At 65.7% G+C, this 21,324-nt stretch carries 21 protein-coding genes; 9 read left to right on the forward strand and 12 right to left on the reverse strand.

Annotated elements, in window-relative coordinates:
- The 4 genes from ACIGJB_RS13645 to ACIGJB_RS13660 all read left to right on the forward strand — a co-directional run bounded on the left by ACIGJB_RS13645 (window position 1) and on the right by ACIGJB_RS13660 (window position 4,176).
- Window positions 1-1,131, forward strand: coding sequence for an HAD family hydrolase (locus ACIGJB_RS13645; protein WP_483730313.1), 1,131 nt, complete (start codon window positions 1-3; stop codon window positions 1,129-1,131).
- Window positions 1,132-1,214: 83 nt separating this feature from the next.
- On the forward strand, window positions 1,215-1,538 hold the full coding sequence (locus ACIGJB_RS13650) for an NAD(P) transhydrogenase subunit alpha part 2 (RefSeq protein WP_211945740.1): 324 nt from the start codon (window positions 1,215-1,217) through the stop codon (window positions 1,536-1,538).
- Window positions 1,538-3,013 (forward strand): NAD(P)(+) transhydrogenase (Re/Si-specific) subunit beta, encoded by a 1,476-nt coding sequence (locus tag ACIGJB_RS13655; RefSeq protein WP_483730314.1) that lies wholly within the window; start codon window positions 1,538-1,540, stop codon window positions 3,011-3,013. Before ACIGJB_RS13650 ends, ACIGJB_RS13655 begins: the two co-directional genes overlap by 1 nt.
- Window positions 3,014-3,129: 116 nt before the next feature.
- Complete coding sequence (locus ACIGJB_RS13660; protein ID WP_483709237.1) at window positions 3,130-4,176, forward strand: response regulator; 1,047 nt, start codon at window positions 3,130-3,132, stop codon at window positions 4,174-4,176.
- A gap of 34 nt (window positions 4,177-4,210) precedes the next feature.
- Here the strand turns inward: ACIGJB_RS13660 and ACIGJB_RS13665 are convergent, their stop codons facing one another.
- The 9 genes from ACIGJB_RS13665 to ACIGJB_RS13705 all read right to left on the reverse strand — a co-directional run bounded on the left by ACIGJB_RS13665 (window position 4,211) and on the right by ACIGJB_RS13705 (window position 14,077).
- Window positions 4,211-5,467: a THUMP domain-containing class I SAM-dependent RNA methyltransferase gene (locus tag ACIGJB_RS13665; protein WP_483730315.1), complete on the reverse strand. Its 1,257-nt coding sequence runs from the start codon at window positions 5,465-5,467 to the stop codon at window positions 4,211-4,213.
- Between the two features lie 70 nt (window positions 5,468-5,537).
- A complete protein-coding gene (locus ACIGJB_RS13670) occupies window positions 5,538-6,143 on the reverse strand; it encodes a DsbA family protein (RefSeq protein WP_483730316.1) in 606 nt (201 codons plus the stop codon).
- Window positions 6,144-6,180: 37 nt separating this feature from the next.
- A complete protein-coding gene (locus ACIGJB_RS13675) occupies window positions 6,181-6,603 on the reverse strand; it encodes a CopD family protein (RefSeq protein ID WP_483730317.1) in 423 nt (140 codons plus the stop codon).
- 66 nt (window positions 6,604-6,669) lie between these two features.
- Window positions 6,670-7,956 (reverse strand): glutamate-5-semialdehyde dehydrogenase, encoded by a 1,287-nt coding sequence (locus ACIGJB_RS13680; RefSeq protein WP_483730318.1) that lies wholly within the window; start codon window positions 7,954-7,956, stop codon window positions 6,670-6,672.
- 192 nt (window positions 7,957-8,148) lie between these two features.
- Complete coding sequence (holA, locus tag ACIGJB_RS13685; protein ID WP_483730319.1) at window positions 8,149-9,207, reverse strand: DNA polymerase III subunit delta; 1,059 nt, start codon at window positions 9,205-9,207, stop codon at window positions 8,149-8,151.
- Window positions 9,208-9,227: 20 nt separating this feature from the next.
- On the reverse strand, window positions 9,228-9,734 hold the full coding sequence (locus ACIGJB_RS13690) for an LPS-assembly lipoprotein LptE (RefSeq protein WP_483730320.1): 507 nt from the start codon (window positions 9,732-9,734) through the stop codon (window positions 9,228-9,230).
- A gap of 43 nt (window positions 9,735-9,777) precedes the next feature.
- Entirely contained in the window at window positions 9,778-12,399 is a 2,622-nt protein-coding gene (gene leuS / locus ACIGJB_RS13695) for a leucine--tRNA ligase (protein WP_483730321.1), read from the reverse strand.
- A gap of 177 nt (window positions 12,400-12,576) precedes the next feature.
- Window positions 12,577-13,374, reverse strand: coding sequence for a 4-hydroxy-tetrahydrodipicolinate reductase (gene dapB / locus ACIGJB_RS13700; protein WP_483730322.1), 798 nt, complete (start codon window positions 13,372-13,374; stop codon window positions 12,577-12,579).
- An 88-nt stretch (window positions 13,375-13,462) separates the two neighbouring features.
- Window positions 13,463-14,077 carry an outer membrane protein assembly factor BamE gene (locus ACIGJB_RS13705; protein WP_483730323.1) on the reverse strand — a complete coding sequence of 205 codons (615 nt, stop codon included), beginning with the start codon at window positions 14,075-14,077 and terminating at the stop codon, window positions 13,463-13,465.
- Between the two features lie 185 nt (window positions 14,078-14,262).
- On the opposite strand from ACIGJB_RS13705, the gene fur reads away from it, so the two are divergent.
- Window positions 14,263-14,694, forward strand: a complete 432-nt coding sequence (gene fur / locus ACIGJB_RS13710) for a ferric iron uptake transcriptional regulator (protein WP_483709247.1) — start codon at window positions 14,263-14,265, stop codon at window positions 14,692-14,694.
- 92 nt (window positions 14,695-14,786) lie between these two features.
- Here the strand turns inward: fur and ACIGJB_RS13715 are convergent, their stop codons facing one another.
- Window positions 14,787-15,773 carry a LysR family transcriptional regulator gene (locus tag ACIGJB_RS13715; protein ID WP_483730324.1) on the reverse strand — a complete coding sequence of 329 codons (987 nt, stop codon included), beginning with the start codon at window positions 15,771-15,773 and terminating at the stop codon, window positions 14,787-14,789.
- 93 nt (window positions 15,774-15,866) lie between these two features.
- Between ACIGJB_RS13715 and ACIGJB_RS13720 the strand changes: the two genes are divergently transcribed.
- The gene (locus tag ACIGJB_RS13720; protein WP_483730325.1) at window positions 15,867-16,061 is read left to right on the forward strand and encodes a hypothetical protein; all 195 of its coding nucleotides are present in this window, start codon (window positions 15,867-15,869) and stop codon (window positions 16,059-16,061) included.
- A gap of 13 nt (window positions 16,062-16,074) precedes the next feature.
- On the opposite strand, the gene gap is transcribed toward ACIGJB_RS13720, so the two are convergent.
- Window positions 16,075-17,073: a type I glyceraldehyde-3-phosphate dehydrogenase gene (gene gap / locus ACIGJB_RS13725; protein WP_483730326.1), complete on the reverse strand. Its 999-nt coding sequence runs from the start codon at window positions 17,071-17,073 to the stop codon at window positions 16,075-16,077.
- Window positions 17,074-17,133: 60 nt separating this feature from the next.
- Window positions 17,134-19,167, reverse strand: coding sequence for a transketolase (tkt, locus tag ACIGJB_RS13730; protein WP_483730327.1), 2,034 nt, complete (start codon window positions 19,165-19,167; stop codon window positions 17,134-17,136).
- Window positions 19,168-19,427: 260 nt separating this feature from the next.
- Here tkt and ACIGJB_RS13735 point away from each other — a divergent pair, with 260 nt between their 5' ends.
- The 3 genes from ACIGJB_RS13735 to ACIGJB_RS13745 are packed head-to-tail and all read left to right on the forward strand — an operon-like array spanning window position 19,428 to window position 21,261.
- Window positions 19,428-19,859 (forward strand): VOC family protein, encoded by a 432-nt coding sequence (locus tag ACIGJB_RS13735; protein WP_483730328.1) that lies wholly within the window; start codon window positions 19,428-19,430, stop codon window positions 19,857-19,859.
- Complete coding sequence (locus ACIGJB_RS13740) at window positions 19,859-20,608, forward strand: 16S rRNA (uracil(1498)-N(3))-methyltransferase (RefSeq protein WP_483730329.1); 750 nt, start codon at window positions 19,859-19,861, stop codon at window positions 20,606-20,608. Before ACIGJB_RS13735 ends, ACIGJB_RS13740 begins: the two co-directional genes overlap by 1 nt.
- A gap of 38 nt (window positions 20,609-20,646) precedes the next feature.
- Window positions 20,647-21,261 carry a YidB family protein gene (locus ACIGJB_RS13745; protein WP_483730330.1) on the forward strand — a complete coding sequence of 205 codons (615 nt, stop codon included), beginning with the start codon at window positions 20,647-20,649 and terminating at the stop codon, window positions 21,259-21,261.
- The last annotated feature ends 63 nt before the right edge of the window (window positions 21,262-21,324 follow it).

The raw sequence follows: 21,324 nt of genomic DNA on the forward strand, positions 1-21,324 counted from the left end.
ATGACGGCCAGCCTGTGTCGGAATTCCGTAGCGAGGGCGGCACCGTGGCGTGCCCGCCTTGGCATGCGGTTCGCGCAGGCGGCCGGCATCGGCCTGCTGGCCTTGTGCGCGGCGTGCGGGACATCGGGCGGCAGCTCGTCCAGTGCCGCAAGCGCTGCCGCCGCAAGCGGCCCCAGGCTGCTCGACCCCTTGCCCGCATGGCGCGACGGGGCGGCCAAGCAGTCCATCCTGAATTTCGTCAGCAAGACCACCACGCCGGGCAGCCCTGAATTTGTCGCGCCCGAAGACCGCATCGCCGTGTTCGACAACGACGGCACGCTGTGGCGCGAAGACCCGGTGGTGGAGCTGCTGTTCGTGGTCAGCCGCGCGCAGGAGCGCGCGCGGGCCGAACCGGCACTGGCCGGTCGATCGCCCTACAAGGAATTCCTGGCCGACCCCGCGGCCTATTTCAAATCGACCGGGGAGGCAGGCGCCGTGCGCCTGCTCAACGAGCTTTACGGCAACACATCGCTCGACGCCTTCCAGGAAGACGCGCGGCGCTACTTCGCCAATGCGCGCCACCCGAAATCCAAAGCGCCGCTGCGCGAAGGCACCTACCAGCCAATGCTGGAAGTGCTGGCATTGCTGCGCGCCCATGGCTACCAGACCTGGATCTGCTCGGGCGGCACGACCGACTTCATGCGCGCCGTGTCGCAGTCGTACTACGGCATTCCTCCGCAACAGGTCATCGGCTCCCGGCTTGCCGCGCAATTCCGCGAAAACGGCCGCGACAACGAAATCTGGCGCGAGCCGAAGATCGAAAGCTTCAACGACAAGCAGATGAAGCCGGTCAACATTGCGCTGCAGATCGGCAAGCGGCCGGTGTTCGCGGCCGGCAATGTCGGCGGCAAGGGCGATATCGCCATGCTGTCGTACTCGCAGGCGCGCAAGGGGCCGTCGTTCCAGCTGCTCGTCAACCATGACGACGCCGAGCGCGAATCCGCATATGCGGAAAACGACGGCGCGTCGCTGAAAGCCGCGGCGGAACGCGGCTGGACCGTGGTGAGCATGAAGCGCGACTGGGCCCGTGTGTTCCAGGCCCCGGGCGCGGCGGCGGCAACGCTGGCACCGGTGCGGGCGCAGGCGCCTTAAGGGCCCGCGACATCCCGGTCGTTCGCATTCCAATACAGACAACGCAAGCGGCATCCAGGATTCAATCAAGGGAGGAGAAGTCGATGGAGATGGTGAACCACACGGTGATCAACCTGATCATCTTTGTGCTGGCAATCTACGTGGGTTACCACGTGGTGTGGACGGTAACGCCCGCGCTGCACACCCCGCTGATGGCCGTGACCAATGCAATCTCGGCCATCATCATCGTCGGCGCCATGCTGGCAGCCGGCCTCACCGAGGGCGCCACGGGCCGCATCATGGGCACGCTGGCAGTCGCTCTCGCCGCCGTAAACGTGTTCGGCGGCTTCCTGGTGACCCAGCGCATGCTGGAGATGTTCAAGAAGAAAGAGCCCAAGGCCAAGGCCGGCGCCAAGGGGGGTGCGTGATGACCGAACTCGTCAGCATGAACCTTGTCACCCTGCTCTACCTGGTCGCCTCGGTCTGCTTCATCCAGGCGCTCAAGGGACTTTCGCATCCGGCTTCGGCCCGCAAGGGCAATGCCTTCGGCATGATCGGCATGGCCATTGCCGTGGTCACCACGCTGGTGCTGATCATCAAGCTCAAGAACGAGTTCCTGGCCGCCGGCACGGCGCAGTCCTCGGTCGGCTCGGGCCTGGCGCTGATATTCGGCGCCCTGGTGGTGGGCGGCGGCGTCGGCGCCTATGTGGCGAAGAAGGTCGAGATGACCAAGATGCCCGAACTGGTCGCGGCGATGCACTCGCTGATCGGCCTTGCCGCGGTGTTCATCGCCGTGGCCGCCGTGGCGGAGCCTTCGGCGTTTGGCATCGCACCCGCGGGCTCGCATGAGATCCCGACTGGCAACCGCATCGAGCTGTTCATCGGCTGCTTCGTCGGCGCCATCACGTTCTCCGGTTCGGTGATCGCCTTCGGCAAGCTGGCCGGGCGCTACAAGTTCCGCCTGTTCCAGGGCGCGCCAGTGGTCTTCCCCGGCCAGCACATGCTGAACCTGGCGCTGGCGGTCGCGATGGTCGGCTTCGGCATCGCGTTCTTCATGACGCAGGACTGGCTGCCGTTCCTGGTGATGCTGGCCATCGCCTTCGTGCTCGGCGTGCTGATCATCATCCCGATCGGCGGCGCCGACATGCCGGTGGTGGTGTCGATGCTGAACTCGTACTCGGGCTGGGCGGCGGCGGGCATCGGCTTCTCGCTGAACAACCCGATGCTGATCATTGCCGGCTCGCTGGTGGGCTCAAGCGGTGCCATCCTCTCGTACATCATGTGCAAGGCGATGAACCGTTCGTTCTTCAACGTGATCCTGGGCGGCTTCGGCGGTGAAGCGGCAGCGGCCGGCGCGGCCGGTGCGCAGGCCCAGCGCAACGTGAAGTCCGGCTCCGCCGACGACGCGGCCTTCCTGATGGGCAATGCCGAAACGGTCATCATCGTGCCGGGCTACGGCCTGGCCGTGGCGCGTGCTCAGCACGCGCTCAAGGAACTGACCGAGAAGCTGCACGAGAAGGGCGTGACCGTGAAGTACGCGATCCATCCGGTGGCGGGCCGCATGCCGGGCCACATGAACGTGCTGCTGGCCGAAGCCGAAGTGCCGTACGACATGGTCTTCGAGATGGAAGACATCAACAGCGAGTTCGGCCAGGCCGACGTGGTGCTGGTGCTCGGCGCCAACGACGTGGTGAACCCGGCGGCGAAGACCGATCCGAAATCGCCGATCGCAGGCATGCCGATCCTGGAGGCCTACAAGGCCAAGACCATCATCGTGAACAAGCGCTCGATGGCCGCCGGCTACGCCGGGCTGGACAACGAACTGTTCTACATGGACAAGACCATGATGGTGTTCGGCGACGCCAAGAAGGTGGTCGAGGACATGTTCAAGGCTGTCGATTAACCACGCGATCGCCCGGAATCAGTGCAGGATACGACGCGTTGCCGCCCGCCGTGGCGGCAGCGCGTTATACTGGCCTGCGCTGAATTCCCAGCGTTGCCGCATGGCCCGAACGCACCATGACCTTCAACCCGCACGACCGGAACCTGTCGGTCTTCCATCACCCGATCCTGACCGTCCTGGTCGATGACAGCAAGTCGTTCATCGACAGCCTGGCTTTCCAGATGGACGCGTCTCGCGCGGTGGTCACGTTCACGGACCCGCGCGAAGCGCTGCAGTGGATCCGCGACGCCTACGCCACCCGCTTTCCCGCCTTCCTGCCGGTGCGGGTCACGCACGACGACCTGACTTTCCTCACCGAGCGGCGCACGGTGCAGCTCGACATCGACCGCATCCACCGCCAGATCCACGACGTCAACCGCTTCCTGCAGCCCGGCGTGATCGTGGTGGACTACTCGATGCCGCAGATGGATGGGCTCGAATTCTGCCAGGCGCTGCAGGACCTGCCGTGCAAGACCATCCTGCTGACCGGCACCGCCGACGAAAGCATCGCCGTGCAGGGCTTCAACCATGGCCTGATCGACCGCTACGTGAAAAAGCACGAAGCCAATATGGTCGAGCGCCTGAGCCAGGAAATCGATGCCTTGCAGCAACAGTACTTCGCCACGCTGTCGCGCACCTTGCGCGAACTGCTGACGCGGCATTCGTATTCGTTCCTGTCGGATCCGGCCATGACCGAGCGCGTGCGGCAGATCACCGCGCGCTATGGCTTTGTCGAGTACTACCTGTACCCCAATCCGGTCGGCATCCTGATGCTGACGGCGCAGGGCCATGCCACGCTGATGGTGATCGAAACCCGCGTGGGGCTGATGAGCCAGGTCGAATCGGCCGAGGCCTACGACGCGCCGGCGGCGCTGATCGAAGGGCTGCGCGAAGGCCGCCTGGTGCCCTTCTTCTGGCCGGGCAACGGCATGTACACGCCAGCCTGCGTGGACTGGGAGCAATATTGCCTGCCGGCCGAACGCTGCGAGGGGCGCGAGGAATATGTCTACGCCCTGTTCGACCTGCCGCGCCACCTGCTGCAGGAGCCGGTGGTCAGCCAGCAAGCCTTCCTGGCCGACTTCGCGCGCAACCCCGACACGCTGACGGGCCGCAAGCGGCCCTGAGGTTCAGGCGGCCGCCGCGACGGTCGCCGGCCATTCAGGCCGGCTGCTGTGGCCCGCGGTTGCCGCCCCGCACCATGTCAAAGCGGAACAGGCGGCATTCGATATTGCCGTTGTAGAGCGGCGTGCGCCGCGACTCCTTCAGCCGCAGGCGCTTCGGCATCGACAGATCCCCGGTAAAGACCCAGGCCTGCCAGCCCGCGAAGTTCTGCTTGAGCGTGGTGGCGAAGGCGCTGGCGAACTGGTTGGCGGCGGCCTCTTCGGCTTCGTCGCGCGGCATTTCGTCCTGGGGCATGCGGCGCTCGCCGCGCACCACGATCCGTTCGCCATACGGCGGGTTCATCAGCATCAGGCCCGGCTCGGCAAACGGCGGCTGCGCGAAGCGCGCATCGACCTGCTTGGTACGCGCTTCGTCGGGCAGCCCGGCACGCGACCAGTTGGCATGCGCCATGGCCAGCATGTCGGTGGAAATGTCCGATCCGGCAATCTGCAGGCCCTCGGTCGATGCCAGCATGCGCGCGCGCTGGGCGTCCGACTTGAGCTTCTGCCAGGCCTTCGTGTCGGCACCCTTGAGCCATTCAAAGGCAAAGCTGCGGCTGCCGCCCGGTGCGATATCCAGCGCCACTTGCGCGGCTTCGATCAGGAATGTGCCGCTACCGCACATCGGGTCATAGAACGGGCGGTTGGTCTGTCCCTTCACCCAGCCGGCCAGGCGCAGGATGCCCGCTGCCAGATTCTCCTTCAGCGGGGCTTCGCCCTTCTCCATACGCCACCCGCGCTTGAACAGCGGCTCGCCGGTGGTATCGATGTACAGCGTGCAGTCGTACTCCGTCAGGTGGGCATAGATGCGCACATCCGGACTCACGGTGTCCACGCTGGGCCGCGCACCCAGCCGTTCGCGCATGCCATCGCAAATGCCGTCCTTGATGCGCAGCGCCGTGAAATTCAGGCTGCGCAGCTGGGACTTGGTCGAGGTCAGATCCACGCGGATCGACTCGTCGGGCGAGAACCACTGCTCCCAGCGCTGGTTGCGCACCAGTGCGTAGATATCGTCCTCGTGCCGGTAGCCGCGCGCGGCCACGCGCATCAGCACGCGGCTGGCAATGCGCGAATGCAGGTTGACGGCGTAAGCGGCCGCCAGTTCGCCCGAAAAGCTGACGCCGCCAGGCACCTCGCGATGCACCTCGAACGGGGCCAGCGACGCCATTCCGGGCCGCGCGGCGATCTCGCGCAGTTCTTCGGCCAGCGCGCCCTCAAGGCCGCGCGGGCAGGGAGCAAAGAAAGCTTGGGTCATGGATTCAGGTTTCCTGCAAACAAAAACGTCCGCCGTGGCGGACGGGAATCAAATTAGCCTAGGCGACGGTTCAACCAGCCGCCAGTGCGCGGTCGAGGAAGTCGAGCCGGTCCTGGCCCCAGTAGGGCTGGCCAGCATAGACGTACCACGGAGCGCCGAACACGCCCGCCGAGATCGCGTCCTGCGTGTTCTGCGCGTAGGCGGCCAGCACGGCCTGTCCGTCGCTGGCCTTGAGCAGGCTGGCGCCGTCGAGACCCGCCTCGTCGGCCAGCTGCGCGAGCGTGGCGGCATCCGCGATATTGCGCTGCTGCGCCCAAAGTGCCGTGCCAATCGCGCCAAGGAGCTGCATGGCGCGCGCCGTGCCATGCGCGAGCTGGGTCGCGATGATGAGCTTGCTGGCCGGGTCGCCGGACACCGGGAAATACGTCGGCTGCACGTTCAGCGGCTTGCCCAGGAACTCGCTCCAGCGCGCCAGCTCGACCAGCCGGTATGCCTGGCGCTGCGGCGGACGCTGCGCGAGCGGCAGTCCACCGGACACCGAGAACACCTTGCCGAGATCGCAGGGCTTCAGGTTGACCAGGGCGCCGTGGCTGGCCACGATGGCGGCAAAGCGCTCATGCCCCAGATAGACGTACGGAGACTGCGGCGAGAAATAGTAATCGACCTGCTTGCTCATCTTTCGCTCGATTGTGAGAGTCCCGACGGACCGGGTTTCAGAACGGCTTGACCACCACCAGGATCACCACCGCCAGCAGCACCAGCACGGGCAGCTCGTTGAACCAGCGGTAGAAGGTATGCGAGCGCGTGTTGCCGCCCGCCTCGAACTTCTTCAGCAGCCTGCCGCAGCCGTGGTGGTAGCCGATCAGCACCAGCACCAGCGCCAGCTTGGCATGCATCCAACCCTGCCCCGGACCGCGGCCGATGCCGTAGCCCAGGTACAGCCACAACCCGAACACGACCGCCGGCACGGCCAGCATGGTCATGAAGCGGTACAGCTTGCGCGCCATCAGCAGCAATCGCTGCGTGCTGGCGGGATCCGTCTCCATGGCCAGGTTGACGAAGATGCGCGGCAGGTAGAACAGGCCGGCAAACCAGGACACGACAAAGACGATATGAAGCGCTTTGACCCAGAGCATTCAGCGACGCGTGGTGGCAGTAGTTGTTGTTCTTTGCGGCGGGCATGGCGGCCCCGCCATCGATTCTCAGGTACGGATCTCGCCGTGGCCAAATACCACGTACTTCAGCGACGTCAGCCCTTCCAGCCCGACCGGGCCACGCGCGTGCAGCTTGTCGTTGGAGATACCGATTTCCGCGCCCAGGCCATATTCGAAGCCATCGGCAAAACGCGTCGACGCATTGATCATCACGCTGGCCGAATCGACCTCGCGGATGAAACGCATGCCGGTCGAGTAGTTCTCCGTGATGATCGAATCGGTATGGTGCGAACCGTATTCGTTGATATGCGCGACGGCTTGGTCCAGCCCCGGCACGGTCTTGATGGCGAGGATCGGGGCCAGGTATTCCAGGCGCCAGTCTTCCTCGGTGGCATCGACGAGACCTCTGAAGCCAGCGGCCTCCAGCGTGGCGCGGGTCGCCGGGCACACGCGCAGCTCGACGCCCTTCTCCTGGTAGATGCGGCACAGCGGCGGCAGCGCGCGCGCGGCGATGTCCTGCGACACCAGCAGCGTCTCCATGGTGTTGCACGGCGCGTAGCGCTGAGTCTTGGCGTTGTCGCAGACGCGCACGGCCTTGTCGAGGTCGGCGTCGGTGTCGATGAACACGTGGCAGATGCCGTCCAGGTGCTTGATCATCGGCACACGCGCTTCTTCCATCAGCCGCGCGATCAGGCTCTTGCCGCCGCGCGGCACGATCACGTCGACATACTCGGTCATCGTGATCAGGCGGCCGACCGCGGCGCGGTCCGTGGTCTCGATGACCTGCACGGCCTCGGGCGGCAGGCCGGCGCTGGCCAGGCCTTCGGCCACCAGCGCCGCCAGCGCGGTGTTGGATTCGATCGCTTCCGAACCGCCGCGCAGGATCGTGGCATTGCCCGACTTCAGGCACAGCGCCGCCGCGTCGATGGTCACGTTCGGGCGCGACTCGTAGATGATGCCGATCACGCCGAGTGGCACGCGCATCTGTCCGACCTGGATGCCGGTCGGGCGGAACTTCATGTTCGAGATCTCGCCGATCGGGTCGGCCAGCGCGGCGATCTGCTCCAGGCCCTCGGCCATGGTCTTGATGGCCTTGTCCGACAGCGTCAGGCGGTCGATGAAGGCGGCGTCCTGGCCGTTGGCGCGGGCACGCTCGACATCGCGCGCGTTGACGGCCTTGAGCTTGTCGGCGTCACGGCGGATCGCCGCGGCAATGGTCAGCAGCGCGCGGTTCTTGTCGGCGGTGGAGGCACGCGCCATCGCGCGCGATGCCGCGCGTGCCTGGCGGCCGACGCGGTCCATGTATTGGTTGAGGTTGAGGTCGAGCTCGGTCATGTTCGTGGCCGGGAGAACGGCCGTCAATGTGTGTTCCTCCCCTCTCCCGCGCGCGGGAGAGGGGTTGGGGGAGAGGGTCGGAGCATCTCGTGGCGATAACGCACGAGCCACCGCCTGCCCTCTTTCCCGGCCCCTCTCCCGCAGGCGGGAGAGGGGAGCAAACCGTAGGGATGCAAACCTTCGGAGCCAGAACTAGCGCGCGATCATCAACGCCAGCTGCTGCAGGCCATCCCATGGCTCTGCCGGCAATGGTCCGCTGCCCGGTGGCGGCAGGTCGGACAAACCCTTCACCTGCCGGTCCAGCCGCGCGGCCATGGACAGAGCCGCATCGAGCCGGGCCTGCGTCAGCCGCTGCGCGGCCTGGGGCACCAGGCGTTCGCGCGGGCCCCAGACCCGCAGCTCGCGCATCAGCACGGCGGCGGGCTTGCCGGCCGCAATGCCTTGCCGGACTTTGGATAATACGCGAATTTCCTCGGTCAGCGCCCACAGCACCAGCACCGTGGCCTCGCCCTCCCCGCGCAGCCCTTCGAGCATGCGCACCAGGCGCGGAACGTCACCGCCCAGCATGGCTTCGGACAGCTTGAAGACGTCGTAGCGGGCCACGTTGAGCACCGCATCGTGCACCTGGTCGAACGTCAGTTCGCCCGGCGGATACAGCAGGCCGAGCTTCTGGATTTCCTGGTGGGCAGCCAGCAGGTTGCCCTCGACCTTGTCGGCGATGAACTGGAGCGCGCGTCGGCCCGGTTCGCCGCCTTCCACGCGCTGCTGCTGCAGCCCGAGGCGCTCGCCGACCCACGCCGGCAGGCGGGTACGGTCCACGGAATCGACCTTGATCGATACGCCCGCGCCTTCCAGCGCCTGGAACCATGCCGACTTGGACGCCGCGAAATCGAGCCGCGGCAGCGTCACCAGCATCACCACGTCGGGCGACGGCTGGGCGGCCACGGCGCGCAGCGCCTCGCCGCCGTCCTTGCCGGGCTTGCCCGACGGAATGCGCAGTTCGACGATCTTGCGGTCGCCGAACAGCGACATCGACTGCTGCGCCTCGACCAGGTGGCTCCAGTGGAAATTGCGCTCCGCCACGAGCACGTCGCGCTCGGAAAAACCGGCCTCGCGCGCGGTCTGGCGCAAGCGGTCGACGGCCTCGAGCACCAGCAGGTGTTCATCGCCATGGACCACGTACAGCGGGGCCAGGCCCTTGGCCTTGGCCTGCCGCAGGTGGGCGTCGAGTCCGTCTAGCTTGAGCTGCATGCCGGTGCGATGGCCCGTACTCAGATGGCCTTGACCGCCGCCAGGCGGCGCATCAGCTGCTGCACGATGTCGCGCTGCATGTCGCGGTAGAGCTGCTGCTCTTCGTAGTCCTTGGCCAGCGTATTGGCTTCGTTGTACGTCAGGTCGCGCGTGAGGATGAGCTGCGACGGCGGTATCAGTTCCTTGCCGGCGGCATCGCGCAGGCGGAAGCTGAAGCGCTGCGTCAGGCGGTATTCGCGCACCACGCCTTCGGTCGTGATCGACAGGATGGTCTTGGTGCGCGTGTCCTGCAGCACATCCAGCAGCGCGTCGGCCTCTTTCTGGTCGCTCACGACCGTGGTGTCCGAACCGCCGCGGATCGCGCGGCGCAGGTCCGCGCCCATCAGCGTATTGGGCGGAATGCCGATATAGAGCCGCTTGAACGCGAAGTCGGCATTGCCGCGCATGTGGAAGCCGCAGCCCGCCAGCAGGCCCGTGGCCAACATCGCGGCGAGCAGCTTGCGGCGGCCCTTGTCCAGTCGATCCATTCTCGGCGATTCCTTCATCGGCTTATCGGTTTCCGATCCCTGCTTACAGCACCACGTTGACCAGTCGGCCGGGCACGACCACGATCTTCTTGGGCGCCTTGCCCTCGGCAAACTTGGCCACGGTTTCGCTGGCGGCGGCCGCGGCCTCGATGGCCGCGCGGTCGGCATCGGCCGGCACGGTCACGCTGCCGCGCACCTTGCCGTTGATCTGCAGTACCAGTTCGATCTCGCTGCGCACCAGCGCGCCTTCATCGACCAGCGGCCACGGGGCGTCGAGCAGGTCGCCGGCGGCGGCGGCATAGCCCAGCGCTTCCCACAGGCCGTGCGTGATGTGCGGCACTACCGGGTACAGCACGCGCAGCAGGATGCCGAAGCACTCGCGGCGCGCGGCCGGCGTAGCGCTCTTGGCACCTTCGAGCGCATTCAGCATCTTCATCGTGGCGGACACCACGGTGTTGTACTGGATGCGCTGGTAGTCGTAGTTGGCCTGCTTGAGCACGGTGTGGATCTCGCGGCGCAGGTCCGCGTCATCCGCGGTCGGCGCGGCGCCGGCGCCATCGCGCACCGCGGCGGCGTTGGCATAGCCGTAGTTCCACACGCGGCGCAGGAAGCGCGATGCGCCCTCCACGCCCGAGCCGCTCCACTCGAGCTGCTGCTCCGGCGGCGCGGCGAACATCACGAACAGGCGCGCGGTGTCGGCGCCGTGCTGGTCGATCAGGGCCTGCGGGTCGATGCCGTTGTTCTTCGATTTCGACATCTTTTCGACGCCGCCGATCACCACCGGCTGGCCGTCGGCCTTGAGCGTGGCGCCCAGCGGGCGGCCGCGCTCATCGGTCTGCACGTCGACGTCGGCCGGGTTGTACCAGGTCTTCTTGCCGGCGGCGTCTTCGCGATAGTAGGTCTCGTTGAGCACCATGCCCTGCGTGAGCAGGTTGGTGAACGGCTCGTCGAACTTGACCAGGCCCAGGTCGCGCATGACCTTGGTCCAGAAGCGCGCGTACAGCAGGTGCAGGATCGCGTGCTCGATGCCGCCGATGTACTGGTCCATCGGCATCCAGTAGTCGTTGCGGGCATCGACCATCGTGGTCGCGTCCGGGCACGTATAGCGCATGTAGTACCAGCACGAATCGATGAACGTATCCATCGTGTCGGTCTCGCGGCGCGCCGGCTTGCCGCACGACGGGCACGTGCACTGCAGGAAGCGCGGATCCTTGTTCAGCGGATTGCCGGTGCCGTCCGGCACCAGGTCCTCAGGCAGCACGACCGGCAGGTCCTGCTCGGGCACAGGCACTACGCCGCAGCTGTCGCAGTGGATCAGCGGAATCGGCGTGCCCCAGTAGCGCTGGCGCGAGATGCCCCAGTCGCGCAGGCGCCAGGTCACCTTCTTCTCGCCCAGGCCCATCGCGCCAAGGTCGGCGGCAATCGCCTCGACCGCGGCCTGGTAGCCGAGGCCGTTGTACTTGCCGCTCTCGATGCAGACGCCGTTTTCCTTGTCGCCGTACCACTCCTGCCAGGCTTCGGTCGAATACGGCTGGCCCTTGACGTCGATGACTTGCCTGATCGGCAGCTGGTACTTGTTGGCAAAGGCGAAGTCGCGCTCGTCGTGCGCGGGCACACCCATGACGGCGCCGTCGCCGTAGCTCATCAGCACGTAGTTGCCGACCCACACGTCGACCGGCTCGCCGGTCAGCGGATGCGTGACCTGCAGGCCCGTCGGCATGCCCTTCTTCTCCATGGTCGCCATGTCGGCTTCCATGACCGAGCCGTGCTTGCATTCGTCGATGAAGGCGGCCAGTTCGGGATTGTTCGCGGCAGCATGCGTGGCCAGCGGGTGCTCGGCGGCCACGGCGCAGAACGTCACGCCCATGATCGTGTCGGCGCGCGTGGTGAACACATACAGCTTGCCGTCGTTGATCAGCTTGCCGTCATCGCCCTGGATGTCATGCTTGAACGCGAAGCGCACGCCCACGCTCTTGCCGATCCAGTTCTGCTGCATGATCTTGACGCGCTCGGGCCAGCCGAGGTTGTCCAGGTCGCCCAGCAACTCGTCTGCGTAGTCGGTGATACGCAGGTAGTACATCGGGATCTCGCGCTTTTCGACGATAGCGCCCGAGCGCCAGCCGCGGCCGTCGATGACCTGCTCGTTGGCCAGCACGGTCTGGTCGACCGGGTCCCAGTTGACGGTGCCGGTCTTGCGGTAGGCGATGCCCTTCTCGAGCATCTTCAGGAACAGCCACTGGTTCCAGCGGTAGTAGTCCGGGCTGCAGGTGGCGACTTCGCGCGACCAGTCGATGGCCAGGCCCATCGACTGCATCTGCTTCTTCATGTAAGCGATGTTGTCGTAGGTCCAGGCGGCCGGCGCCACGCCGTTGTTCAGTGCCGCGTTTTCCGCCGGCATGCCGAAGGCGTCCCAGCCCATCGGCATCAGCACGTTGTTGCCATTCATGCGCAGGTAACGCGCCATCACGTCGTTGATGGTGTAGTTGCGCACGTGTCCCATGTGCAGTTTGCCCGACGGATACGGCAGCATCGAGCAGGCGTAGAACTTGGGCTTCTCCTTGCCGTCGGGGCCGGTGGCATGCTCGGGCACGCGGTAGGCGTCGATCGCCTGCCAGTGCTGCTGGGCGGCTTGTTCAACGGCGGAAGGAAGATATTTGTCTTGCATGGTCGGGGACAACGTTCAGGACAACGGTCTGCGCGGCGTCTGGAAGGCCCGCATCCGGGGGACAGGAAAGCAGACGGCGGGCGCCCGCTTTGAGGGCGCCCGCCAGTCGTGCAATGCGAAAGAAGCTGATTATAACCGTGCGGCCGGGCCATCACGGCCACGCCGCGAGGCCCGGTCTTACTTCAGGCCGAGCACGTCCTGCATGTCGTACAGGCCATTCGCCTTGTCGGCCAGGAAGCGGGCCGCGCGCACGGCGCCATCGGCATAAGACTGGCGGCTCGACGACTTGTGGCTGATCTCGATGCGCTCGCCGATGCCGGCGAACATCACGGTGTGGTCGCCGACGATATCGCCGCCGCGCACGGTGGCAAAACCAATGGAATTCGGATCGCGCTCGCCGGTGTGGCCTTCGCGCGCATAGACGGCGCACGTCTTGAGGTCGCGGCCCAGCGCATCGGCAACCACTTCGCCCATCTTTAGCGCCGTGCCGGACGGGGCATCGACCTTGAAGCGGTGATGCGCTTCGATGATCTCGATGTCGTAGCCGGTCGAAAGCAGCTTTGCCGCCACTTCCAGTAGCTTGAAGGTGGCGTTGACGCCCACGCTCATATTGGCCGCGAAAACGATGCCGACGGACTTGGCCGCGTCGGCCAGGGCAGCCTTGCCGGCGTCATCGAAGCCGGTCGTGCCGATCACCATCTTCACGCCCAGGCGCTTGGCGGCCGCCAGGTGGACCAGCGTGCCTTCGGGGCGGGTGAAATCGATCAGGCAATCCGCGCCGGCCAGGCCTGCGTCGAGGTCGTCCGTGATCGCCACGCCGGTATGGCGGCCCAGCAGCAGGCCGGCGTCCTGGCCCAGCGCGGGCGAGCCCGGCAGGTCGAGCGCACCGGACAGCGAAATCCCTTCGGTCGCAAGAACGTGTTCGATCAGCATGCGGCCCATGCGGCCGGATGCGCCAGCAATGGCGATGTTCATGGTGTTTTACCTGGCGATATCGGAAAACGGCCGGTCGCAAAGCGCCGGCCGGAAATCTGGGTGCGCGGCATGGCCGCAGCGGTGCGCGTCAGTTCGGCTGCGCTGCCGGTTCCGCTTGCGTCGATGCGGCGGGCGCTGCTGTCGAAGCGGCCGGCGCTGCACTTGGTTGCTCAGCCGGTGCCGCTGTTGTCTCTTGTCGGGCAGCTGGTGCTGACGCGGGCGCGGGCGCCGCCGCCTGCGTGCCCGAGCTTCCGCCGATACCGGGCTTCTGTTCTTTCAGGGCCTTTTTCATGCCGTCAATTTCGGCAATCAGCTCGTATTCGGACGGCAACTCGTCGCCGCCAAACTTCACCAGCTTGTCGCCATCAAAAAAGACAGTGAAGCGGCGCTGCTGCACGACCGGCGTATTGCCGCGGCGGAACGAGAAGACGTAATCCCAGCGGTCGTTATGGAACACGTCGGTCAGCAGCGGCGTGCCCAGCAGGAATTTGACCTGGTCGCGGGTCATGCCCTCGTGCAGTTGTGAAGCCGCCTCGCGCGAGACGAAGTTGCCCTGCACGATATTGATGCGGTACGGCGTGATGACGTTGGCGACCTTGCGCGAGGTGGAGTCGTAGGTCGAGCAGGCGCCGGCCAGAAGTGTGACGGCCAGCAGAGAAAACACCAGCGTCGGGCGCATGGCAGACGAACGGGATGAACGCATTGATCTCGCTTCCAGAGGGAAAGGAAAGTGCCGGCAGGCGCATTTCCGCCGTGCGGCGGTGCCTGGTCTGCCACGGCATCCGGCGGGCTGAAGCCGCCTTCGCTGGCCTTGGCACCGGGCGACTTTTGTCGCCAAAACCCTTATGATTCAACTATCCAGACATTGTACTCTAGGGAGTCACGCCCATGCCGAGTCCGGCGGAGCTCAAGAATATCGGCCTGAAGGCGACCGTGCCCAGGCTGAAGATCCTTGAGATTTTTCAGACCAGTGAACAGCGCCATCTGAGCGCTGAAGACGTCTACCGAATCCTGCTCAACGAGCATATGGATATCGGCCTGGCGACCGTTTACCGTGTGCTCACGCAGTTCGAGCAAGCGGGCCTGCTTTCGCGCAATAACTTCGAATCCGGCAAGGCCATCTTCGAACTCAACGAAGGCAAGCACCACGACCACCTGGTGTGTCTCGATTGCGGCCGTGTCGAAGAGTTCTTCGACGGCGAGATCGAGCAACGCCAGCAAAGCATTGCGCGCGAGCGCGGCTTTGCACTGCAGGAACATGCATTGTCGCTGTACGGCAATTGCACCAAGATCGATTGTCCCCACAGACCAAAACGATAAGCCGTCCGTCGCGCCAGTAGCGGCGGAACGGAAGCAAGAAAAAACCGGCGCCCAGGCGCCGGTTTTTTCATGGGTCCGCCGTGCGGCACCCGTCAGGGCGCTTCGACGTCCTGTTCAGCCACCACGCGCAGCGGCCTGGCCGCGGGCACGCCGACGAACTCACCGACCACCTGGCGGAACAGGCCGCGCGCCCAGACCAGCATCGGATGCGTGTTGCGGCTGCGGTGCCAGAACATATTCAGGCCTACCGTGGTGTTCAGCTCGGCGGGCAGCGGGAACGCCTTGAGACCATAGGTTTCGCAAGCCATGTCCTTGGTCAGGGCATTGACCGTGAAGATCAGGTCCGTCTGCGCGGCGAGTTCGGCCTGCGCGCGCCACGAATGCACGGTCAGCGTGGCATTGCGCTTCAGTCCGCGCTGCTGCAGTGCGTAGTCCAGCGGAATCAGCGACGGCGCGGGCCGGCCGGCGCCACCCGAGTGCGCCATGAAGATATGGCCGCAATCGAGATACTGCTCCAGCGTGCACTGGCCTTTCAGCAGGGGATGGTTCTTGCGCGCGCAGACCCACAGGCTCAGCGACGTGACCATTTCCTCGACGATTTCCGGGTGCCGCGTCGGGAACGGTGAAAACGCCAGGTCAAGCTCGTTGGCGCGCATTGAAGCCACGTCGCTTTCCCATGAATGCGATTCGACCAGCTTGATATGCAACTCGGGCGCCAGCTGCTTGATGCGCAGTACGAAGCGATTGAACACTGTATCGCCAAGTTCGGCAGCGAAACCAATGCTCAGGGTACCCGTCGCGATCGCCGGGTCGAAATTGTCGGCGTCGCCTTCATTGATTGACGACCACAGGTCCAGCATGTCGCGGATCTTGGGGCCCAGTTCCAGCGCGCGCGGCGTCGGCGTCAGACCGTGCGGCACGCGGATAAAGAGCGGATCGTCGAAGATCTCGCGCAGCCGGCCCAGCGAATGCGATACGGCCGGGGCCGTCATGTGCATTTTCTCCGCGACATAGGTCGCGTTCCGCTTGCTCAGCAGTTCGGTGAAAATCACAAGAAGCTTGGTGTCAACGTTCACCATGATCAGGCCCTGTTCCGATTTATTCTCAACAAAGATGGCCCCGCGACTTGCACTGGCTGCACATCAGATATCAACGGCTCGTTATCAGTGTAAGTGGAAAAAACGGCAGCGGAAAGCAGATTCGGCATTTCGCTCCTGACAATGGTCGGCATTTTCCACTCACTATGGGCAAATTTCGCCTACTTTCATGAAACTCCGAACCGTGCCTGGGCCGGCCCTGCGGCGCAGGCCGCTGTCTACAGCGGCGCGCTCAAAACAAAAAACGCGCCCGAAGGCGCGTTTTTATGACAGGCAAGCGGGCTTACTTGGCCACGACACGCGCCATTTCCAGGCACTTGTTCGAATAGCCCCACTCGTTGTCGTACCAGCTCACGACCTTGATGAAGGTGCCGTCCAGCGCGATGCCGGCTTCCGCGTCGAAGATCGAGGTGCGTGCATCGCCGCGGAAGTCCGTGGCAACGACCTTGTCTTCGGTGTAGCCCAGCACGCCCTTCAGCGCGCCCTGGCTCTGGGCCTTCATCTCGGCGCAGATTTCTTCGTACGACGCCGACTTTTCCAGTTCGACGGTCAGGTCGACCACGGACACGTCCGAGGTCGGCACGCGGAACGACATGCCGGTCAGCTTCTTGTTCAGCTGCGGGATCACCACGCCAACGGCCTTGGCAGCACCGGTCGACGACGGGATGATGTTTTCCAGGATGCCGCGGCCGCCGCGCCAGTCCTTGTTGGACGGGCCGTCAACGGTCTTCTGCGTGGCGGTGGCGGCGTGCACGGTGGTCATCAGGCCGCGCTTGATGCCCCACTTGTCGTTCAGCACCTTGGCCACCGGGGCCAGGCAGTTCGTGGTGCAGCTGGCGTTCGAGATGATCGCTTCGCCCTTGTACGTCTCGTGGTTCACGCCGTACACGAACATCGGGGTATCGTCCTTGGACGGGGCCGACATAATCACCTTCTTGGCGCCTGCGTCGAGGTGCTTCTGCGCGCCTTCCTTGGTCAGGAAGATGCCGGTCGACTCGATCACCACGTCGGCGCCGACTTCGCCCCACTTCAGCTCGGACGGGTCCTTGACGGCCGTCAGGCGGATCTTCTTGCCGTTGACGACCAGCGTGTTGCCGTCGACCGACACTTCACCGTCGAAACGGCCGTGCACCGAGTCGTACTTCAGCATGTACGCCAGGTAGTCGGGCTCGAGCAGGTCGTTGATGGCAACGACTTCGATGTCCTTGAAGTTCGCGGCGGCGGCGCGGAACACCATGCGTCCGATGCGGCCGAAGCCGTTGATGCCGATCTTGATGGTCATGTTTATCTCCTGAGATGCCTGATGCTAGAAAACTGGGGCGTCGGATTGTCCGCCGGAAAGTTATTGCAACGTGTCTTTGACGGTCCGGACCACGTTGTCGACGGTGAAGCCAAAGTGCTTGAACAGCACACCCGCCGGAGCCGATTCGCCAAAGGTGTCGATGCCCACAACAGCCTGGACCTGATATTTCCACCAGAAATCCGTCACACCCGCTTCCACGGCCACGCGCGGCACGCCCGCGGGCAGCACGCTGGCCTTGTAGGCGGCGTCCTGCTTGTCGAACACGCTCGTCGACGGGATCGACACCACACGCACATGCACGCCTTCGATCGCCAGCTGGTCGGCGGCGCCGACAGCCAGGCCGACTTCCGAGCCGGTGGCGAGGATGACCGCGTCAGGACGACCGGTCTTCGCGTTGGTACCGTCGCGCAGCACATAGCCGCCGCGGGCGATATTGGCGCGGGTCGCGTCGTCGCGCTGCTGGAACGGCAGATTCTGGCGGCTGAAGATCAGGCAGCTCGGGCCGTTCTCGCGGCGCACGGCCTGGGCCCAGGCCACGGCGGTCTCGGTGGTGTCGGCGGTACGCCAGACGTCCAGGTTCGGGATCAGGCGCAGGCTGGCGACGTGCTCGATCGACTGGTGCGTCGGGCCGTCCTCGCCCAGGCCGATGGAATCGTGCGTGAACACGAACAGCGAGCGAATCTTCATCAGCGCCGCCATGCGCAGCGCGTTGCGGCTGTAGTCCGAGAACGTCAGGAACGTGGCGCCGTAGGGGATATAGCCGCCATGCAGCGCGATGCCGTTCATGATGGCGCTCATGCCGAATTCGCGCACGCCATAGTTGATGTGGTTGCCCCAGGCATCGACGCGCACCGGCTGGCTGCCCGACCAGTTGGTCAGGTTCGAGCCGGTCAGGTCGGCCGAGCCGCCGAGGAACTCGGGCAGCACCGGGCCGAAGGCCTCGATGGTGTTCTGGCTGGCCTTGCGGGTGGCGATGGTCTCGGCCTTTTCCTCGCACTTTGCGATGAAGGCGTCGACGGCAGCGTCGAATGCCTCCGGCAGTTCGCCACGCATGCGGCGCTGGAATTCGCCGGCTTCGTACGGATGGCGGTCGGCGTAGCCGTCGAACAGCGCGGTCCAGGCCTTTTCCAGGGCCTGGCCCGTAGCCTTGGCGTCCCAGGCGTCGTAGACCTCGGCCGGCACTTCGAACGGGGCATGGGCCCAGCCCAGCGCCTCGCGCGTGGCCAGCACTTCGGCGCCGCCCAGCGGCGCGCCGTGCACATCGTGGCCGCCTTCCTTGTTCGGCGCGCCCTTGCCGATCTTGGTGCGGCAGCAGATCAGGGTCGGCTTGTCGCTCGCCTTGGCCTGCGCGATGGCGAGGTCGACGGCGGTCACGTCGTGGCCGTCGATGCCACGGATCACGTTCCAGCCGTAGGCTTCGAAGCGCTTCGGGGTGTCGTCGTTGAACCAGTGCACCACGTCGCCGTCGATCGAGATGCCGTTGTCATCCCACATCGCGATGAGCTTGTTCAGCTTGAGCGTGCCGGCCAGCGAGCAGGCCTCGTGGCTGATGCCTTCCATCAGGCAGCCATCGCCCAGGAACACGTAGGTGTGGTGGTTGACGATGTCGAAGCCCGGGCGGTTGAATTCCTCGCCCAGCAGGCGTTCGGCCAGCGCCATGCCAACGGCGTTGGTGATGCCCTGGCCCAGCGGGCCAGTGGTCGTTTCAACGCCGGGGGTAATGCCGTATTCGGGGTGGCCCGCAGTCTTGCTGTGGAGCTGGCGGAAGTTCTTCAGCTCTTCGATCGGCAGGTCATAGCCGGTCAGGTGCAGCAGCGCGTAGATCAGCATCGAGCCGTGGCCGTTGGACAGCACGAAGCGGTCGCGGTCGGCCCAGTGCGGGTTGGCCGGGTTGTGCTTCAGGTGGCGGCCCCACAGCGCCACGGCGATATCGGCCATGCCCATCGGCGCGCCCGGATGGCCGGAATTGGCTTGCTGGACGGCGTCCATGGCAAGCACGCGAATGGCGTCGGCCATCAGCTTGGCTGGCTGGGAAGCGAAAGGACTTGTGGCGGGATGAGCGAGGGCGGACATGCGGGCGTAATGGCGCTGGGCCTGGCGGCAGGAAAACCGCAATTTTAACAGATACCGGGGGCAAATCCGGCCGTAGCGGCGGGAGCTGGCAGGTCGGGCGCGGGGCGGTAATCGCACAAGCGCGGCGGCGCCTGCATATTGCCGTTGCCGCACTTTCCCCATCGGGGTGTGGACTTCGACAGCGCTCTCCGGCACGCGTAAGATGCACTCTCGCACCGCGTGCCGTTTGGCAGCGCCAGGTTTCCCGACAGGAGACGATCATGACGAGACCGGCCAATACCCCGAGGCTCACCCCTTACCTGACCGTCAGCAACGCACGCGCAGCCCTGGACTTCTACCAGCGCGCCTTCGGCTTCGCGGCGGCCAACGTGGTCGACGAAAACGGCGTGCCCACCCACGTCGAGATGCATTACCAGGGCGAGCTGATCGTGATGTTCGCGCCCGAGGGCGCGTGGGGCAGCACGGCACGCACGCCGCGCTCGCTCGGCGTGGAGTGCCCGCAGACCTTTTACGTCTATTGCGATGACGTCGACGCCATGCACGCGCAAGCCGTCGCCGGCGGCGCCATCAGCCTGATGGAGCCGGCCGACCAGTTCTGGGGCGACCGCTACTGCATGGTGGAAGACCAGGACGGCTACCGCTGGGGTTTCGGCAAACCCGTCGCCGCCAACCAGGAAAGCAAGACAAGCTGATGCCACCCCGTTTCTTTGTCGGCAGCGCCGAGGCGGCGCTTGCCGCCGGTACCGATTTCGCGCTGCCCGAAGCCGTCGTCCGCCACGTGCAGGTGCTGCGCCTGGAGACCGGCGACGCCATGACCCTCTTCGACGGGCGTGGGGGCAGCCATGCCGCCACCCTGACCGAACTGGGCAAGCGCCACGCGCTCGCGCGCGTCGGCGATCACGACATTACCGAAGCCGAGCCGCCGTTCCGCGTCACGCTAGCGCAAGGACTGGCCGGCGGCGACAAGATGGACTGGCTGATCGAGAAGGCTGTCGAGCTTGGCGTGGCGGCGATCCAGCCGTTGCAGGCCGCGCGCTCGGTCGTGCGGCTGAGCGGCGAGCGCGCGCAGAAGCGGCAGGCGCACTGGCAGGCCCTGGTCGAAGCCGCCTGCGAGCAATGCGGACGCAATCGCTTGCCGCCAGTCGCGCCGGTAGCTAACTTGGATACTTGGCTGCGCGCGCCGGGCGAAAGCGCGCGGCTGCTGGTGTCGCCGCGCGCGGTTCAGTCGCTTCCCGCCTACGCCGCGGCAAACCGGGAAACGCTGCTGGCCGGCGGCATCACGCTGCTGGTCGGACCGGAAGGCGGCCTGGCGCCAGAAGAAGAAGAGGCGGCGCTGCATGCCGGCTTCACCGCCGTGTCACTCGGCCCGCGCATCCTGCGGACCGAAACCGCCGGGCTGGCTTGCCTGGCTACGCTGAACGCCTTGCTTGGCGGATTTTGACGGCGGCGCAAGCCGTCCTTCTTGAAGAGGAGTCGATCATGGGATTACTCGATAGCGTGCTGGGCGGAGTGCTCGGGCAACTCGGCGGCGCGCGCCAGGGCGAGGGAGAGGGCCAAAGCGCCGGCGGCCTGAACCCGAAGCTGATGATGGCGCTCGGGCTGCTCGCCATGATGGCGATGCGCCACAAGGGGGGCGGCGCAACGGAAGGCACGGCGCAGCCGGGGCAGGATGACGGGCTTGGCGGACTGGGAAGCCTCGGCGGCTTGCTCGGCGGGCTGGCCGGCGGTGCGGGTGGCGGCGCCAGCGGCGGCCTGGATCTCGGCTCGCTGCTCGGTGGGCTGCTCGGAGGCCAGGGTGGCGCGCCGGCCAACAGCCAGGCGCTCGGCGCCGCGGCCGGTGGCATCGGTGCATTGCGCGATGTGCTCGCGCAGGCTGGCCTCGGCGAACAGGTCGATTCGTGGATTGGCGCGGGAAGCAACCAGCCCGTGACGCCATCAGCCCTGAGCAATGCGCTAGGCGACACTGGCGCGCTCGAATCGCTGGCCAACTCCACCGGCATGTCGCAGGACGACGTGGCGGCTCAGCTCAGCGAAGGCCTGCCCGAACTGATCGACCGGCTGACCCCGCACGGGCACTTGCCATCGCAATCCTGAACGCTCCGCAGTCAGGTCCGTAAGAAAGCCAAAGCCCGCGATCGTCGGTGACGATCGCGGGCT

Source organism: Cupriavidus sp. C2SS-8b (assembly GCF_057073745.1).

Excerpts from the sequence above, each read along its gene's own strand:
- ACIGJB_RS13715 (WP_483730324.1), bottom strand. The coding sequence starts at position 15,773 with ATGGTGAACGTTGACACCAAGCTTCTTGTGATTTTCACCGAACTGCTG.
- ACIGJB_RS13690 (WP_483730320.1), bottom strand. The coding sequence starts at position 9,734 with ATGGATCGACTGGACAAGGGCCGCCGCAAGCTGCTCGCCGCGATGTTG.
- leuS (WP_483730321.1), bottom strand. The coding sequence starts at position 12,399 with ATGCAAGACAAATATCTTCCTTCCGCCGTTGAACAAGCCGCCCAGCAG.
- ACIGJB_RS13645 (WP_483730313.1), top strand. The coding sequence starts at position 1 with ATGACGGCCAGCCTGTGTCGGAATTCCGTAGCGAGGGCGGCACCGTGG.
- tkt (WP_483730327.1), bottom strand. The coding sequence starts at position 19,167 with ATGTCCGCCCTCGCTCATCCCGCCACAAGTCCTTTCGCTTCCCAGCCA.
- gap (WP_483730326.1), bottom strand. The coding sequence starts at position 17,073 with ATGACCATCAAGATCGGCATCAACGGCTTCGGCCGCATCGGACGCATG.
- ACIGJB_RS13740 (WP_483730329.1), top strand. The coding sequence starts at position 19,859 with ATGCCACCCCGTTTCTTTGTCGGCAGCGCCGAGGCGGCGCTTGCCGCC.
- ACIGJB_RS13650 (WP_211945740.1), top strand. The coding sequence starts at position 1,215 with ATGGAGATGGTGAACCACACGGTGATCAACCTGATCATCTTTGTGCTG.
- fur (WP_483709247.1), top strand. The coding sequence starts at position 14,263 with ATGCCGAGTCCGGCGGAGCTCAAGAATATCGGCCTGAAGGCGACCGTG.
- ACIGJB_RS13665 (WP_483730315.1), bottom strand. The coding sequence starts at position 5,467 with ATGACCCAAGCTTTCTTTGCTCCCTGCCCGCGCGGCCTTGAGGGCGCG.
- ACIGJB_RS13655 (WP_483730314.1), top strand. The coding sequence starts at position 1,538 with ATGACCGAACTCGTCAGCATGAACCTTGTCACCCTGCTCTACCTGGTC.
- ACIGJB_RS13660 (WP_483709237.1), top strand. The coding sequence starts at position 3,130 with ATGACCTTCAACCCGCACGACCGGAACCTGTCGGTCTTCCATCACCCG.
- ACIGJB_RS13745 (WP_483730330.1), top strand. The coding sequence starts at position 20,647 with ATGGGATTACTCGATAGCGTGCTGGGCGGAGTGCTCGGGCAACTCGGC.
- ACIGJB_RS13675 (WP_483730317.1), bottom strand. The coding sequence starts at position 6,603 with ATGCTCTGGGTCAAAGCGCTTCATATCGTCTTTGTCGTGTCCTGGTTT.
- ACIGJB_RS13705 (WP_483730323.1), bottom strand. The coding sequence starts at position 14,077 with ATGCGTTCATCCCGTTCGTCTGCCATGCGCCCGACGCTGGTGTTTTCT.
- holA (WP_483730319.1), bottom strand. The coding sequence starts at position 9,207 with ATGCAGCTCAAGCTAGACGGACTCGACGCCCACCTGCGGCAGGCCAAG.
- dapB (WP_483730322.1), bottom strand. The coding sequence starts at position 13,374 with ATGAACATCGCCATTGCTGGCGCATCCGGCCGCATGGGCCGCATGCTG.
- ACIGJB_RS13735 (WP_483730328.1), top strand. The coding sequence starts at position 19,428 with ATGACGAGACCGGCCAATACCCCGAGGCTCACCCCTTACCTGACCGTC.
- ACIGJB_RS13670 (WP_483730316.1), bottom strand. The coding sequence starts at position 6,143 with ATGAGCAAGCAGGTCGATTACTATTTCTCGCCGCAGTCTCCGTACGTC.
- ACIGJB_RS13680 (WP_483730318.1), bottom strand. The coding sequence starts at position 7,956 with ATGACCGAGCTCGACCTCAACCTCAACCAATACATGGACCGCGTCGGC.